This is a genomic window from Pseudonocardia sp. DxW (genome assembly GCF_058448985.1).
The window spans coordinates 174,908-188,951 of record NZ_JBZFLK010000005.1; the positions used below are offsets into that span (position 1 = coordinate 174,908).

The window sequence follows — 14,044 nt, forward strand, 5'->3', positions numbered from 1 at the left end:
GTCAGCAGCGGGATCAGCCCGGCCCGCCCGAGCGCAGCCAGGCCAGCACCGCCAGCACCCGGCGGTGCCCGCCGGCCTCGGCGGGCAGGTCCAGCTTGGTGAACAGTGACCGGACGTGCTTGCTCACCGCGGCGCCGGAGAGCACGAGCAGCTCGGCGATCTCGCCGTTCGACCTGCCCTGGGCCATCAGGTCCAGCACCTCCCGCTCGCGGGCGGACAGCCGCGACACCGGATCCCGGCGCCGCCGGACGAGCTGGTGCACCACCTCCGGATCCAGCACCGTCCCGCCGCCGGCCACCTGCGCCGCGGCCGCCGCGAACCCGGTCACATCGGCCACCCGGTCCTTGAGCAGGTAGCCGACCCCGGTTCCGCCGCCGGTGTCGAGCAGCGCCTCCGCCGCGGCCGGCTGCACGTACTGGGAGAGCACCAGGACCGGCAGCGTCGGATCGGCGGTGCGCAGCGTGACCGCCGCACGCAGTCCGCTGTCGGTGTCCGCGGCGGGCATCCGGACGTCGGTCAGCACCAGGTCCGGGCGTTCGTGACGGACCGCGCCGAGCAGCGCGGGCGCATCCCCGACGGCGGCCAGCACGGTGTGCCCGAACCGCTCCAGCAGCGCGACCAGGCCCGCACGCATGAGCACGGCGTCCTCGGCGATCGTCACCCGCACGGCAGCTCCACCCGCAGCAGCGTCGGACCACCCGCTGGACTGGAGAGCCGGAACCGGCCACCGGCCAGCGCCACCCGCTCGGCGAGCCCGTCCAGTCCTGATCCGGCGGCCGGATCGGCACCACCACGGCCGTCGTCGCGGACCTCGAGGATCACCTGGTCGGCGTGCGCACGACCGGAGATCGAGGCGGCGCCGGCGGCGCTGTGCCGGGCGATGTTGCTGAGCGCCTCGGTGAGCACGAAGTATGCGGTGGTGGCGATCTCCGGGGGGAGCCGCGCGGGCAGCGCCAGGTCCGACTCGACCGGTACCGGGCAGCGGCGCGCCTGCTCGGTGACGGCCGCGGCGAGCCCGTGATCGGCGAGCATCCGCGGGTCCAGCCCCCGCACCAGGTCGCGGAGCTCACCGAGCGCGAGGCCGAGCTGGTCGCGGGCGTCGTCCAGCCGGGCCGCGGCGGCGGAGCCGTCGGCGACGTCGAGCCGGGCCAGCCCGAGCGACACCCCCAGCGCGACCAGCCGCTGCTGGGCGCCGTCGTGCAGATCCCGCTCGATCCGGGCCCGCTCGGCCGCGAACGCACCGACCAGCCGGGCCCGGGTGGTCGCGACGTCGGCGAGCCCCTCGCCGAGCTCGGTGCCGCGGGGCCCCAGCACGGTGCGGGTGAGGGCGGCCCGCGCACCGGCCCATGCGGTCACCGTCCACGGTGCGGCCATCAGCAGCAGCACACCGACGATCACCAGCGGCCAGGCGTTGCGGTCGTCGACGGGTGCACCGAACAGCAGCACCGGCACCCCGAAGGACAGGCCGAGCACACAGGCGTCCAGCCCGGCGAGGCCGGTCACGGCGGCCAGCGCGAAACCGACCTCCCGCCAGGTCGACGGCGCGCGCCACCGGGAGCCCCGGGGACGCGCCGGCGTGGGCAGCGGCTCGTCGTCGACCAGCCGGATCCGGTACCGCTCCAGGGTGGCCAGCAGCGGTCCGGCCGCGATCGTCGCCGCGACGAGCAGCAGCGCCGTGCCGACGGCGAGCGGGACGCCGCCGAGCACCAGCCCCGCCGACGGGACGGCGAACGCCCCCACCACGACGATCCCGAGCGCGCCGCCGGTGAGCAGATAGGCCAGCGACCGCCACGGCCACGCGGTGAGCAGGAACCGCAGCGGTACGTGGTCCATCGCCTGCCAGGCCGTCGCGATCCGCACACCGCAGAACGTAGGAGATCCGCGGCGCCCGCGCGGTAGTGCGCGCGCTACCCCGGTCGTCGCGCCGGGGTGACCGCGCGCCCGCCGGTTCCGCGCTCGACTCGTGACCATGCATCCCACCTCCTTCCCGCACCGACCGCCGGCACTGCAGCTCGTGGGTGTCCGGCGGCTGCACCGATCCACCGGTCCGGCCCCGGTCCGTGCCCTCGACGACGTCTCGCTGAGCCTGCGGACGGGTGTCCTGACCGCGCTGATGGGTCCGTCCGGATCGGGCAAGTCGACCCTGCTGCACTGCGCCGCCGGACTGGAGCGGCCGACGGCGGGCCGGGTCCTGCTGGACGGCGACGACATCGGCGTGCTGTCCGAGCGGCGGCGAACCCTGTTGCGCCGCAGCCGGATCGGAGTCGTGTTCCAGGCGTTCAACCTGGTCGCCTCGCTCACCGCGGCACAGAACGTCGCGCTCCCGGCACGGCTCGCCGGCCGCCGGGTGCCGGCGGGCGCCGTCCGGGAGGCGCTGGCGGCGGTCGGGCTCACCGACCGTGCCGGCCACCGGCCCGCGCAGCTCTCCGGCGGTCAGCAGCAACGGATCGCGATCGCCAGGGCGGTGCTGACCCGTCCTGAGGTGCTGGTCGCCGACGAGCCGACCGGTGCGCTCGACTCGGCGTCGGCATCGGTGGTGCTCGGGCTGCTCCGCCGGTGCACCGAGCAGGGCAGCGCGACACTGCTGGTCACCCACGACCCGGTCGCCGCCGCCCGGGCGGACGAGGTCGTGGTGCTCCGCGACGGCCGGGTGGCCGACCGGTTCGGGGTACCCGGCACGCCGGACGCGGCCGCGGTGATCGCGCAGCGGCTCACCGGGCGGGGGACGTCGCGGTGATCGCCCGGGCGAACCTGCGCGTGCGGTGGCGGGAGCTGCTGGCGACGGTGCTGGCCGTCGGCACCGGCGTGGCCCTGCTCGGCGCGGTGCTGCTCGTGGCCTCCGCCGCCCGGCCCGGGGTGCAGGACCGTCTCGCGGCGACCGCGGCGCTGGTGGTGCCGCCGGCGGTCGTCGCCTCGCACACACCGCGGACCGACGGCCGGATCCCGTGGTCGCCGGCGGAGGCGGCCGGGATCGCGGCCCGGCTGGCCGCCGTCCCGGGGGTGAGCGGGGTGGTGCTCGACCGGTCGTTCCCGGCCGTGCCGATGCCCGGTGGTCGCCCGTCCGGTGATCCGGACGACCGCGCGGGCGGTCACCCGGTAGCGAGCCTCGCGCTGGGCGGCCACCGGATCGAGGGGAGCGCCCCGCGCGGCCCGGACGAGATCGTGGCCGGACGCGAGATCGGTGCCGCACCCGGGACGACGCTGCCGGTGCTGTTCGCCGAGGCGATCCGCCCGATGCAGGTCACCGGGGTGACCGACGGGCCGGGGCTGTATCTCCCGGACGAGCAGGCGGCCCGGCTCGCACCGGGGGTCACGACGATCGGGGTGCTCGGTGCCGTCCCGCCGGCGCCACCGGGTGCGACCGTGCTGACCGGTGACGACCGCGGTGCCGTCGAGCCGGTCCAGGACTCCCGGATACGCCACCGGGGCGACCAGCTGCTCGTCGCGCTCGGGCTGCTCACCGGTGTGACGACCGTCGTCGTGGTGTCGGCGGCGCTGTCCACCGCGGTCTCCGGGCGGCGCCGCGAGCTCGGGCTGCTGCGGGCCGTCGGCGCGACCGCGGGACAGGTCCGGCGGACGGTGCTGGGTGAGGCGGCACTGGCCGGTGCCGCCGGGGCACTGCTGGGGACCCTCGGCGCGATGGGCCTGGCACCGGCGCTGTACCGGCTGCTCGTCGTCGCCGAGGCCGCATGCGAGGTCGAGGTGGTCGCGCCGTCGGTGCCGCCGCTGGCGGCTGCCGCAGCGGCCGGGGTGCTGCTGTCGCTGGGTGGCGGTCTCGCCGCGTCCCACCGGGCTGCCCGGGCCGCACCGCTCGACGTCGTCGCCGACCGGGGGACCGGCGCCCCCACCGGCCGGGCGCGCACCGCCGGCGGATGCGTGGCGCTGCTCGCCGGTGCCGGGCTCGCCGTCGGCACCGCGGGCGCCGCCGGCGACGAACGGGTCGGCCTCGCCCTCGGGACCGGTGCGGTGCTGGTGATCGCGGCGGCGCTGCTGTCGCCGGTCCTGCTCGCGGCGCTGCTGCGCGCCCGGCGGCCCACCCGGGCCGGCGCGCCGCTCGCGGGCGAGGTCACCGCGGCCGTCGTCCGGGCGGAGCTGGCGGCGACACCCGTCCGGGCGGCCGCGGCCGCCGCACCCGTGATCGTCGCCGTCGGGTTCGCCGTGCTCATCGGCGGGCTGACCGACACGATGGCCGCCGCGTACCCGGCGGAGCGGGCGGCCGTGCTGTCCGGGACGGTGACCGTGGAGCAGCAGGGGGCACCGGGCCTGCCCGGCGACGCCGCTCGTGCGCTCGACGTGCCCGGCGCCCGCGTCCCGCTCCCCACGGTGCTCGTCGCGACCGGGCCGGACGGACCGGTCGCCGTGGACGCCGTCGGGACCGACGGCGCGACGGTCCCCGGGACGGTGGTGCTGTCCGAGCCGGTGGCAGCCCGGCTCGGGATGGTGGCGGGCGACCGGCTGCCGGTCCGGTTCGCCGACGGGACCGATGCGGACCTGCGGGTCGCGTCGGTGTCGGCGCCGGACGAACGCCGTGGCGACGTCGCCGTGGCCCGGTCGGACGTCCGCGCGCACGATCCGGCGGCGCTCACCGACACCGCGTTCCTGCCCGAGGACGCGGTGCCGGAGCGGTTGCCGCCCGGGACGGTCGTCCGGGACGCCCATGCCTACGCGCTCGCCGAGTACGCGGTCGACGCCCGCCTCACGACGGTCCTCGCGTTGCTGCTGGTCGGTGTCTCTGCCGGGTACGGCGGGCTCGCCGTCGTGAACGGGGTCGCGGCGTCGGTCCGGACCCGCAGCGGGGATCTCGCGCTGCTCGGGGCGGTGGGCGCGACCCGCAGGCAGCTGATCGCGATCGTCGGAGCCGAGACGGGTACGGCGGCGCTGCTCGGTGCGCTGCTGGGCGTGCTGGTCACGGCGCCGCCGCTGGTCGCGGTCGCCTCCGGGCTCACGGTCGCCACCGGCCGGCCGGTGGCGGTGGTCGTCGCCCCCGGCACGGTGCTCCTCGCGGTCGCCGGGTGCGTGCTGGCGGCGATCGGGGCGGCGGTCCTGTGCACGTGGCGTGCGGTGCGCCGGGGCCGGGCCACCGGTACCCGGTAGCCCGGGGCCGCGGGTACCGGCTACCCGGGCCGGCAGGAGAGCAGCTCGGTGTCGGCACCGGTGGCGAGGTGGGAGTTCACGACGTAGGTCTGCCGGATCCGGCAGACGAGCCGGTCCCCGGCCCGGGCGCCGGGGATCAACTCGACGGTGCTCGACCGCAGGAAACCGCTGGGCAGCGCGTCGGGCGGCCCGGGTGGGGCCAGCCGCACGGACATCGTGTTCCGCGCGGTGTCCACCGACCCGACCCGGGCCGGGAACTCACCCTCCCAGTGCTGGACCCGGAACAGGAGATGGGCGAGCAGCAGCAGTCCGGCGGAGACCAGGACGACCGGAACCAGCAGGACGACGACGGTGCGGCGTCGTGGCACTCGGACGGGCATGTCCGTATCGTCCGCTCCGATCCGGCGTCCCGGCTCCGTGGGCCTACCGATCCCCGCCGGTGGGCACCGGATCAGCCGGTCTCGACCGGGAGCGCGGTGTCGGCCGTCCACTCCGACAGCGACCCGTCGTAGACGGCGACCTCCGCCCCGCTGACGACGTAGGCGGCGAACGCGGGCAGCGTCGCGGCGATCCCGCCGCCGCAGTAGGTGACCGCCCGCCCGGCGTCGAGGACGCCGGCCTGCTGCAGCCTCGCGGCGAGCCCGTCGACGTCGAGGAACCGCCCGGTGGCCGGGTCGAGGAGCTCGAACAGCGGCAGGTTCGTGCTGCCGGGGATGCGTCCGCGGCGGCTGTACGGGCTGATCTCCTGCTCGCCCCGGAAGGTCGCCGGGTCGAGGGCGTTGACGACGACGCCGGGGCCCTCGCCGGTGCTGAGCCGGCGTACCTCGTCGGTGGTGGCGATCAGCTCGGGACGCCGGTGCGGGGTGAAGGTCGCCGGTGCCGGCCGGGGCTCGCCGGACCCGGCCGGGTGCCCGGCAGCGGTCCAGGCGGCGAGGCCGCCGTCGAGCACGGACACCGCGTCGTGGCCGAAGGCACGCAGCAACCACCAGAACCTGGTGGCCCAGGCGTTGCCCGCGGTGTCGTAGGCGACGACGTGCGTGCCGTCGCCGATGCCGAGCGCGCCGGCCGCCGCGGCGAATCCCTCGTCGGTCGGCACGGTCAGCGAGAACCTGCCGGCCGGGTCGGAGAACGCACCGGGGATGTCGGCGAACACCGCACCGGGGATGTGCGCCGTGCGGAAGCCGTCGATGTCCGCTGTGACCTGGTAGGGCTGCCCCTCGGAGGTGGTGGCGAGCAGGGTGCTGGCGTCGACGACGAGGACGTCGGGCCGGCCGGTGGCAGCAGCGAGATCGTCGGCGGAGACGAGCGGGGGCAGGATCGGGGACACGGCGGTGCTCCTTCGGTGAGGTCGGCATGTGGCGTGGGCCCGGGGAGGGTGCCGGACGGCAGACTAGGCTGGCGGGCGTGGCACGGATCGTCGTCCTCGACTACGGATCGGGAAACCTGCGCTCGGCCGAGCGTGCACTGGAACGCGTCGGCGCGGACGTCACCGTCACCTCCGACTTCGACACCGCGGCCGAGGCCGACGGGCTGGTCGTCCCCGGTGTCGGGGCGTTCGCGGCCTGCATGCGCGGCCTGCACGAGGTCCGCGGCCCGCAACTGATCGGCCGCCGTCTCGCCGGTGGCCGCCCGGTGCTCGGCATCTGCGTCGGGATGCAGGTGATGTTCGAGCGCGGTGTCGAGTTCGACGAGGACACCGAGGGCTGCGGGCAGTGGCCGGGCACCGTCGAGCGGATCCGGGCGGACGTGCTGCCGCACATGGGCTGGAACACCGTCCGCGCCCCGCAGGGCAGCACCCTGTTCGCCGGCCTGGACGACACCACCCGCTTCTACTTCGTGCACTCGTTCGGGGTCCGGAGCTGGGAGCTCCAGGAGTCGCACGCGATCGCCCCGCCGATGGTCACCTGGACCCACCACGGCGAGGACGTGGTCGCCGCCGTGGAGAACGGCGCGCTCGCGGCCACCCAGTTCCATCCGGAGAAGTCCGGCGACGCCGGCGCGACGGTGCTGGAGAACTGGCTGAAGTCGATCTCCTGACCGGGGACCGGATCAGGCCCGCTCGATCACGCCGGACACCGGCGTCGCGTTGAGGACGTTGTCGAACATCGGCGAGGTCGCCTCGGTTGCGGCCCGGATCTCGTCCAGGACGGACTGGTCGGCGTCGGTGTCGACGTGCACGGTGTAGCTGATCCCGGAGAAGCCGGGCCGCACCTCGTCGTCCAGCGCCAGGTATCCGCGCAGGTCGAAGTCCCCGCTGACCTCGATCCGCAGGTCGCGGTACTCGATGCCGCGCTGCACCGCCTGGGTCACCCAGCCGATGGTCAGGCAGGTGCCGATCGCCGCGAGCACGAGCTCCATCGGGTCGATCGCCGCGTCGGTCCCGCCGAGCGGGGCGGGCTCGTCGGTCTGCAGCACGAACGAGCGGGCGGTGGTCCGCGCCCGGGCGCCGTCCTCCCAGCTGGTGACGGTGGTGAACGACCCGGAGCCGACGGACGGGTCCGCCGCGACGGCCGCCTTGGTGGTTTCGAGCGTGGCCAGGTCCAGCGTCGAGCAGCTCTTGGTCATGTCGGGCTCTCCCACATTCGTCCGGACTAATTCCGCCCACAGTCTGTAGCATCCCCTGCCGTGCCGTCCAGTGAAGTGCCAGGCCGGGATCCGTTGTGGGCCACCGTGCTCGCCGATCTCCGTGATCGGCTCGCGGCGCGCGAGTTCGACGACCGGTTCCCCACCGACCGCGAGCTGATGGACCGGTACCGGGTCAGCCGGCACACCGTGCGGGAGGCGGTGCGCCGGCTCGGGGTGGTCGAGCGCAGGCCGCGGGTCGGTGGCCGGGTCCGCGCGCCCGCCACCGGGGCACTCCCCGGGCTGGGCCGGACCCTGGCCGCGCTGGGCGTCCGGCTGGAGCTGCTCCCTGACCCGCACGCCGCGGACCCGCACGCCGCGGACCCGCACGCCGCGGACCCGCACGCCGGGGACCCGCGCGAGGGCGGCCCGAACGGCCCGGACACCGCGCACGGCCAAAGCACCGCCACCGGCCAGGACACCGCCGCCCGGCACCTGCTGCGCGCCGACGGTCTCCCGCTGGCCGACTCGCACTGCCGGGTCGAGGGCCCCGGCCCCCCGGCCGCCGAGCTGGCCCCGGGACTGCTCGGGCTCGGCGCCCCACCGGTCGCGCTGCATCCCGGTCCGGAGTCGGTGCTGCCCGACGTCCCGCCCGCCGCGGTCCGGGAGGCCCTCGAACTGGGGGAGGGGATCGCCGTGTACCGGGTCGACACCACGCACACGCTGGACGGCGGCGGCATCGTGACGCACCGCGCCTACGTCCGCGCCGACCGCTACCCGTGCATCCTCCGGTTCACCCCCGGCTGAGCCCCCGGGACGCCGCCGGAGGAGAGCGGGACGCCCGCTCGTAGGCTGGACCGGTGAGCTTCACGTTGCTTCCCGCGGTGGACGTGGCCGACGGCGCAGCCGTCCGGCTGGTACAGGGCGAGGCCGGTACCGAGACCGGCTACGGCGAGCCCCTGGAGGCCGCCCTGACCTGGCAGCGCGACGGCGCCGAGTGGATCCACCTGGTCGACCTGGACGCCGCGTTCGGTCGCGGCTCGAACGCCCCGCTGCTGGCCGAGGTGATCGGCAGGCTGGACGTGAAGGTCGAGCTGTCCGGCGGCATCCGCGACGACGAGTCCCTGGAGCGCGCGCTGTCCACCGGCGCCGCCCGGCTCAACCTGGGCACCGCCGCCCTGGAGCAGCCGCAGTGGTGCGCGAAGGTGCTCGCCGAGCACGGCGAGCGGATCGCGATCGGGCTGGACGTCAAGATGATCGACGGCAGGCGGCGGGTCGCGTCCCGCGGCTGGACGGCCGACGGCGGTGACCTGTGGGAGACCCTCGCCCGCCTCGACGGCGACGGAGCCGCCCGCTACGTCGTCACCGACGTGTCCAAGGACGGCACGCTGACCGGCCCGAACGTCGAGCTGCTCACCGAGGTCGCGAACGCCACGAAGGCGCCGGTCGTCGCGTCGGGCGGGATCTCCGAGGTGGCCGACCTGGTCCGCCTCGCCGAGGTCGCCGCGTCCGGGGTGAACATCGAGGGTTCGATCATCGGCAAGGCGCTCTACGCCGGCCGGTTCACCCTGCCCGAGGCCCTCGACGCCGTCCGGAAGGTGGGCTGATGGGCGTCGCGGTCCGCGTCATTCCGTGCCTGGATGTCGACGCCGGGCGGGTGGTGAAGGGCGTCAACTTCAAGGAGCTGCGCGACGCGGGCGATCCGGTCGAGATGGCCAGGGTCTACGACGCCGAGGGTGCCGACGAGCTGACCTTCCTCGACGTCACCGCGTCGTCGGGGGAGCGCGCGACGATGATCGACGTGGTGCGGCGCACCGCGGAGCAGGTGTTCATCCCGCTGACCGTCGGTGGCGGCATCCGCACCCCCGACGACGTCGACCGGATGCTCCGCGCCGGCGCGGACAAGGTCGGGGTCAACACCGCCGCGATCGCCCGCCCGGAGCTGCTGCACGAGATGTCGCGCCGGTTCGGCTCGCAGTGCATCGTGCTCTCGGTCGACGCCCGCCGGGTCCCCGACGGGGAGCGGCCGCAGCCGTCGGGCTACGAGGTCACCACCCACGGCGGGCGGCGCTCCGCAGGTGTGGACGCGGTGGAGTGGGCGGCCCGTGGCCAGGAGCTGGGCGTGGGCGAGATCCTGCTGAACTCGATGGACGCCGACGGCACCCGGGCCGGGTTCGACCTGGAGATGATCGAGGCCGTCCGGAAGGTGGTGGACGTGCCGGTGATCGCCTCCGGCGGCGCCGGGACGGTGGAGCACTTCACGCCGGCGGTCCGCGCCGGGGCGGACGCCGTGCTCGCGGCCAGCGTCTTCCACTTCGGACAGTTGCGGATCGGTGAGGTGAAGGACGCGATGCGTGCCGGGGGAGTGGAGGTCAGGTGAGCCCGCGTGTGCGTGAGTCAGAACTGGACCCGGCGATCGCGGCCCGGCTGAAGCGGGACGCCGACGGCCTGGTGTGCGCGGTCGTCCAGTCCCGCGCCGGCGAGGTCCTGATGGTCGGCTGGATGGACGACGAGGCGTTGCACCGCACGTTGACCACCGGCCGCGGCACCTACTGGTCGCGGTCCCGGCAGGAGTACTGGGTCAAGGGCGGCACCTCGGGGCACGTCCAGCACGTGCACGAGGTCCGGCTGGACTGCGACGGCGACGCGGTCCTCGTCGTCGTCGACCAGGAGGGGCCCGCCTGCCACACCGGCACCCGCACCTGCTTCGACACCGACGTCCTGCTGGCCGCGGACAGCAGCTGAGCACCGACGTCCTGCCAGTCCGGGACAGCGGTAGCGACGGCGCGACGGGCGGTGGAGGGGGCCGTCGGAACGGTGGCCGAGCCGCGAGGTCCCACCGACCGCGCCGTGATCACCCGGTGGTCGCCCAGCGGATCCCGGCGGTGACCAGCGTCCCGCCGGCCCGGACGGCGGTCGCCTCGGTGACCGGCAGCCACGGCAGCCGCAGCGGCAGCCGGGCCCACCACGGCAGCAGCCCGACCGACGCCGCGGCCAGCATCGCGTAGGGAATCCTCGCCGCCGGCGGCAGCGGCGGTCGGAGCAGCAGGTACCGGGCGGTGTCGCGGGCCTCCGGGGTGCCGTGGAGCTCGGGTCGGTAGGCGTCGATCTGGTCGGCGAGCTCGGCGGCGCTCTCCGGCGGGTCCGGGACACCGAGCGCCCGGGCGACCCGCGCGGTGTCGGCGACGTAGCCGTCCCGGCCGGCGGCGTCCAGCGGTTCCCTGCCGTAGCGGTCGTGCGCGGCGAGGAAGCTGTCGATCTCGGCGACGTGCACCCAGCGGAGCAGGTGTGGATCCGATGCCGAGTAGTGCCGCCCGTCCGACGCCGTCCCGTGCACCGGGGCGTGCGCCCGCCGGATCCGGGCGATCACCCGCTCCGCCTCCTCGGCCGGGCCGAACGTGGTGGCGGCGAGGAAGTAGGAGGTGCGCTGAAGGCGTCCCCACGGGTCACCGCGGAACCCGGAGTGCCCGGTGACCCCGGCCATCGCGAGCGGGTGCAGGGACTGGAGCAGCAGCGCACGCAGGCCGCCGACGAACATCGAGGCGTCCCCGTGCACCCGGCGGACCGGCGCGTCCTCGGCGAACCAGCGGGGCCCCTCGGCGCCGAGGATCCGGGCCCGCCGGCCGGCGCCCTCGTCCCCGGCGACCCGGGTGAACACCGCCGAGCCGACTCGCGACCGCAGGGTCGCGAGCCGGTCGGCGACGACGGCGGGCAGCCGGGGGACGATGTCGGTCACCGGCCCAGTGTGCGGCCACCGCGCGGGCACGGCCACCGGGTCACACGGGGACCGGAGCGCCGGTGTCGGTGTCGCGGCGGGTGACCAGCAGCGACCCGATCACGCAGATCGCGACGTTCGCGGCGAGCCCGACGAGGCCGGCCGGGACCCCGTAGAACGGGCCGAGCCCGACCAGCGTGGCGCCACCGGCGACGACGGTCCCGGTGAGCATCCCCCAGAACGTCGGCCCGGCGGCCATCCGCTTCCAGTAAAGCCCGAGGATGAACACCGGCGCGAGCTGGACGATCAGCTCGAACTTCAGCACGAAGATGCTGTACAGGGTCCCGGGAGGGTTCCAGGCTATCGCGAGCAGCACGAACACCATCACGACACCGACGAGCTTGCCGACGAGGACCTTGCGACGGTCGGAGGCCTCGGGCGCGACGTAGCGCCCGTAGAGGTCGTTGGAGACCACCGAGGCGAACGCCAGGACCGCGGAGTCCGCCGTCGACACGATCGCGCAGACGACACCGCCGAACAGCAGGATCATCAGCAGGTAGAAGACGAGATTCGTGGCGGCCACCTCGTTGGCGATCATGCCGACGAGCTGCTCGGAGGCACCGGTGTCGAGTCCGGGGAACAGCTGCAGCCCGGCGAGGCCGACCACGAACACCACACCGGTGGTGGCCAGCGGCATCCACGCCATGATCGCGAGCGAGCGCTTGAGGGTCCGCTCGCTGCGTGCCGAGTACACCCGCTGGATGGCGTGCGGGTAGACGGCCGCCCCGAAACCGATCATCAGAATCATCGCGATCCAGTTGACGGCGTCCACCTTCTCCGGGGCGCCGACCAGTTCCGGTGCGGTCTCGGACAGGTAGGTCGTGAGGGTTCCGAGCCCGCCGGTGAGGTACACCGCGCCGACCAGCAGCGAGCCGGCGCCGATCAGCAAGGCGATGCCCTGCAGGACGTCGGTCATCGCGACCGCGCGCATGCCGCCCGACCACGAGTACGCCAGCATGACGACGATGAACCCGAGCACGCCGATCTCGTACGGGATCGTCTCGCCGGTGAGCCCGGCGATGCCGTGCCCCATGGCGACGAGCTGCTCGAGGACGTAGTTGCCCAGCCCCCACAGCATCAGGGCGATGCTGAGCAGGGTCAGCGGGGTGCTGCCGAACCGGTCGCGGACGAAATCGGTCGGGGTGACGAAGCCCTTCCGCTTCGCGACCACGTAGAGCCGCGGCGCGAAGAGCAGGTACACCGCGATGATGCTGATCATGAACGGCACCGAGTGCCACCACAGGAAGCCCTCGCGGTAGGCCTGCGGTGGGTACCCGACGACGGAGTTGCCGCTGTACTGGGTGGCGTAGAGGGTGAAGAACAGGGTTACCATGCCCAGGCCGCCGCCCGCGGTGAAGTAGCCGCGCGCCGTCCCCGTGTCGCCGGTACGCCCGGCGAACCAGCCGATCACCAGCATGACGACCGCGAAGGTGCACAGGATCGCGACGCCGCTGGGGCCCGCGAAAATGAGCTCGTTCATCGCTCGCCCTCCCGGCTGGCCGCAGCTTCCTCAGCGGGCTCGGCGATGTTCCAGTGGCGCAGGCAGATCCACGACACGAACGCGGAGAACGCCAGCGTGCTGAGCACAGCGACCGCGAACCAGAGCGGCACACCGAACACCAGGGGCTCGATCATGCCGGTGGGGTACCAGAGCGGCGTCCCGACGAGCAGGATCGCCAGCAGCACGGCGAACAGCCACGGCGAGCGGATGGGTTCGCGTTGCTCTGGAGATGCCGGTTCGTCGGTGCGGTGCTGGTCCACGGGTGTGCTCCTCGTCGTCGTCGGCGGGGCTCGGTGACCCGGGCGGGTCGCTCGGTCCGGGGGGCTTGGTCGTGGGCCGGGTGTGTTCGGTGGCCCGGTCGGCTGGTCGGACGTGCTCGGTCGGGTGGTCCGGGTCGGGTGGCCGGGTCAGGTGGTCCGGGCCAGGTGGTCCGGGTCGGAGGGTCCGGTCGCGGCCGCCGCGTCCCGGACGACCTCGCGGGCGGCCCGGAGGTGCGCGGTCATGACGGCGCGGGCCCAGTCGGCGTCGCCCGCCTCGATCGCCGCGACCAGGTCGCGGTGCTGAGCGAAGCTGCGGTCGAGCCGGGCGGGGGTGTAGCGCCTGATGGTGCTCTGCACGAGTGGTGCCTCGACGACGCGTGCGACGAGTTCGGGCAGCACCCGCCGACCGCCCGCGCGGTGCACCTCCCGGTGGAACTCCAGGTTCAGCCGGGTGATCGCGGGATAGTCCGGCGGCGAGCGCAGCGCCTCCATCCGGTCGCACAGCGCGTGCAGCCGGGCGGGATCGGCCCGCCCGGAGACGGCGGCCCGGGCGGCCGCGTGTCCCTCGAGCACGACCCGCAGGTCGAACAACTCGTCGAGGTCGTCGGCGTCCCACGCGACCACGACGGCGCCGCGCCGCGGTGCGATCTCGGCGAGACCGTCGGCGGCGAGCCTGCGGATCGCCTCCCGGACCGGGGTCCGGCTGGTGCCCTGGGCGGCGGCGATCTCCTCCTCGCGCAACCGGGCCCCCGCGGTCCGGACACCGTCGAGGATCTCGGCGCGCAGCGTGGCGTGTACCCGGTCGGCGGCCTGCTCGCCGGCGCCCGGAACGTCGTCGTCCCAGGTCACGCG

Annotated in this window: 16 protein-coding genes; 7 read left to right on the forward strand and 9 right to left on the reverse strand. The window is 75.0% G+C overall.

Annotated features, from left to right (window positions below):
- Positions 1-13 precede the first annotated feature (13 nt).
- On the reverse strand, positions 14-667 hold the full coding sequence (locus ACVJO7_RS09725; protein ID WP_491672573.1) for a response regulator transcription factor: 654 nt from the start codon (positions 665-667) through the stop codon (positions 14-16).
- A complete protein-coding gene (locus ACVJO7_RS09730; protein WP_491672574.1) occupies positions 658-1,860 on the reverse strand; it encodes a sensor histidine kinase in 1,203 nt (400 codons plus the stop codon). The genes ACVJO7_RS09725 and ACVJO7_RS09730 overlap by 10 nt, the downstream gene beginning before the upstream one ends.
- A gap of 109 nt (positions 1,861-1,969) precedes the next feature.
- On the opposite strand from ACVJO7_RS09730, the gene ACVJO7_RS09735 reads away from it, so the two are divergent.
- Both ACVJO7_RS09735 and ACVJO7_RS09740 read left to right on the forward strand, forming a co-directional pair.
- The gene (locus ACVJO7_RS09735) at positions 1,970-2,737 is read left to right on the forward strand and encodes an ABC transporter ATP-binding protein (protein WP_491672575.1); all 768 of its coding nucleotides are present in this window, start codon (positions 1,970-1,972) and stop codon (positions 2,735-2,737) included.
- Entirely contained in the window at positions 2,734-5,094 is a 2,361-nt protein-coding gene (locus ACVJO7_RS09740) for an FtsX-like permease family protein (protein ID WP_491672576.1), read from the forward strand. Before ACVJO7_RS09735 ends, ACVJO7_RS09740 begins: the two co-directional genes overlap by 4 nt.
- A gap of 20 nt (positions 5,095-5,114) precedes the next feature.
- Here ACVJO7_RS09740 and ACVJO7_RS09745 read toward each other — a convergent pair whose 3' ends face one another.
- Positions 5,115-5,474 carry a hypothetical protein gene (locus ACVJO7_RS09745; protein WP_491672577.1) on the reverse strand — a complete coding sequence of 120 codons (360 nt, stop codon included), beginning with the start codon at positions 5,472-5,474 and terminating at the stop codon, positions 5,115-5,117.
- Between the two features lie 71 nt (positions 5,475-5,545).
- Complete coding sequence (locus tag ACVJO7_RS09750; protein WP_491672578.1) at positions 5,546-6,421, reverse strand: sulfurtransferase; 876 nt, start codon at positions 6,419-6,421, stop codon at positions 5,546-5,548.
- 77 nt (positions 6,422-6,498) lie between these two features.
- Here ACVJO7_RS09750 and hisH point away from each other — a divergent pair, with 77 nt between their 5' ends.
- On the forward strand, positions 6,499-7,131 hold the full coding sequence (hisH, locus tag ACVJO7_RS09755) for an imidazole glycerol phosphate synthase subunit HisH (RefSeq protein WP_491672579.1): 633 nt from the start codon (positions 6,499-6,501) through the stop codon (positions 7,129-7,131).
- Between the two features lie 12 nt (positions 7,132-7,143).
- On the opposite strand, the gene ACVJO7_RS09760 is transcribed toward hisH, so the two are convergent.
- A complete protein-coding gene (locus tag ACVJO7_RS09760) occupies positions 7,144-7,659 on the reverse strand; it encodes an OsmC family protein (protein WP_491672580.1) in 516 nt (171 codons plus the stop codon).
- Between the two features lie 60 nt (positions 7,660-7,719).
- Here ACVJO7_RS09760 and ACVJO7_RS09765 point away from each other — a divergent pair, with 60 nt between their 5' ends.
- The 4 genes from ACVJO7_RS09765 to hisI are packed head-to-tail and all read left to right on the forward strand — an operon-like array spanning position 7,720 to position 10,401.
- Positions 7,720-8,463, forward strand: coding sequence for a GntR family transcriptional regulator (locus ACVJO7_RS09765; protein ID WP_491672581.1), 744 nt, complete (start codon positions 7,720-7,722; stop codon positions 8,461-8,463).
- A gap of 53 nt (positions 8,464-8,516) precedes the next feature.
- A complete protein-coding gene (gene priA / locus ACVJO7_RS09770) occupies positions 8,517-9,263 on the forward strand; it encodes a bifunctional 1-(5-phosphoribosyl)-5-((5-phosphoribosylamino)methylideneamino)imidazole-4-carboxamide isomerase/phosphoribosylanthranilate isomerase PriA (RefSeq protein ID WP_491672582.1) in 747 nt (248 codons plus the stop codon).
- Positions 9,263-10,036 carry an imidazole glycerol phosphate synthase subunit HisF gene (gene hisF, locus ACVJO7_RS09775; protein ID WP_491672583.1) on the forward strand — a complete coding sequence of 258 codons (774 nt, stop codon included), beginning with the start codon at positions 9,263-9,265 and terminating at the stop codon, positions 10,034-10,036. Before priA ends, hisF begins: the two co-directional genes overlap by 1 nt.
- 8 nt (positions 10,037-10,044) lie before the next feature.
- Positions 10,045-10,401: a phosphoribosyl-AMP cyclohydrolase gene (gene hisI / locus ACVJO7_RS09780; protein WP_491672584.1), complete on the forward strand. Its 357-nt coding sequence runs from the start codon at positions 10,045-10,047 to the stop codon at positions 10,399-10,401.
- A gap of 109 nt (positions 10,402-10,510) precedes the next feature.
- On the opposite strand, the gene ACVJO7_RS09785 is transcribed toward hisI, so the two are convergent.
- From ACVJO7_RS09785 to ACVJO7_RS09800, 4 genes are all read right to left on the reverse strand, one after another.
- Positions 10,511-11,392: an oxygenase MpaB family protein gene (locus tag ACVJO7_RS09785; protein ID WP_491672585.1), complete on the reverse strand. Its 882-nt coding sequence runs from the start codon at positions 11,390-11,392 to the stop codon at positions 10,511-10,513.
- Positions 11,393-11,432: 40 nt separating this feature from the next.
- On the reverse strand, positions 11,433-12,911 hold the full coding sequence (locus tag ACVJO7_RS09790) for a sodium:solute symporter family protein (RefSeq protein WP_491672586.1): 1,479 nt from the start codon (positions 12,909-12,911) through the stop codon (positions 11,433-11,435).
- Positions 12,908-13,192, reverse strand: a complete 285-nt coding sequence (locus tag ACVJO7_RS09795) for a hypothetical protein (RefSeq protein WP_491672587.1) — start codon at positions 13,190-13,192, stop codon at positions 12,908-12,910. The genes ACVJO7_RS09790 and ACVJO7_RS09795 overlap by 4 nt, the downstream gene beginning before the upstream one ends.
- 147 nt (positions 13,193-13,339) lie before the next feature.
- The gene (locus tag ACVJO7_RS09800; RefSeq protein ID WP_491672588.1) at positions 13,340-14,041 is read right to left on the reverse strand and encodes a GntR family transcriptional regulator; all 702 of its coding nucleotides are present in this window, start codon (positions 14,039-14,041) and stop codon (positions 13,340-13,342) included.
- Positions 14,042-14,044 lie beyond the last annotated feature (3 nt).

Excerpts from the sequence above, each read along its gene's own strand:
- ACVJO7_RS09735 (WP_491672575.1), top strand. The coding sequence starts at position 1,970 with ATGCATCCCACCTCCTTCCCGCACCGACCGCCGGCACTGCAGCTCGTG.
- ACVJO7_RS09745 (WP_491672577.1), bottom strand. The coding sequence starts at position 5,474 with ATGCCCGTCCGAGTGCCACGACGCCGCACCGTCGTCGTCCTGCTGGTT.
- ACVJO7_RS09760 (WP_491672580.1), bottom strand. The coding sequence starts at position 7,659 with ATGACCAAGAGCTGCTCGACGCTGGACCTGGCCACGCTCGAAACCACC.
- hisF (WP_491672583.1), top strand. The coding sequence starts at position 9,263 with ATGGGCGTCGCGGTCCGCGTCATTCCGTGCCTGGATGTCGACGCCGGG.
- ACVJO7_RS09790 (WP_491672586.1), bottom strand. The coding sequence starts at position 12,911 with ATGAACGAGCTCATTTTCGCGGGCCCCAGCGGCGTCGCGATCCTGTGC.